The sequence below is a fragment of the Mesorhizobium sp. M4B.F.Ca.ET.089.01.1.1 genome (genome assembly GCF_004022605.1).
GTDB lineage: Bacteria > Pseudomonadota > Alphaproteobacteria > Rhizobiales > Rhizobiaceae > Mesorhizobium > Mesorhizobium abyssinicae.
In genome coordinates this window covers 1-511 of sequence record NZ_RZOS01001312.1, presented here as the reverse complement: position 1 = coordinate 511, position 511 = coordinate 1, and the positions used below count along the sequence as shown (strand labels likewise).

The following is a 511-nucleotide window of genomic DNA, read 5'->3' as shown; positions in this document are numbered from 1 at the left end:
TCCGACGGCGGTGTCGTCGGCGAGGCGGCCGTCGATTTCATCCGGCAGTTCAAGGTCGACTACGCCGTCATTGGCGCCTCGGCCATCGACCATGATGGCGCGCTGCTCGATTTCGACTTTCGCGAGGTCAAGGTTGCGCAAGCCATCATCGCCAACGCAAGGCACGTCATCCTGGTTTCCGACCAGACCAAGTTCGAGCGCACCGCGCCGGTCCGCATCGGCCATCTGTCGCAGGTCAACACCTTCATCACCGACCGCTGCGACATCCCCTCGGTGCGCAAGATCTGCGACGAAGCCGAGGTTCAACTGATCGAAACATCGCTCGGCTAGGCTACCTCCGCAGCGTCATCACGCGCCTGTGATATTTCGTTTGACATTCGTTCCTATTTCGAATTAATTCCGTGACGGTTTCGCAAAAGACCAAAAATGCTGCAATGCGAAATCGCTGGAGGACTTCTTGGACGCATCACCGATCCATGACATTTTTGTCATTGGCGGCGGCATCAACGGC

General features: G+C 57.5%; 1 pseudogene. It reads left to right on the top strand.

Features of this window, described 5'->3' with window-relative positions:
- Window positions 1–330 (top strand): annotated as a pseudogene (locus EN780_RS37305) (DeoR family transcriptional regulator); the annotation flags it as partial.
- Between the last annotated feature and the right edge of the window lie 181 nt (window positions 331–511).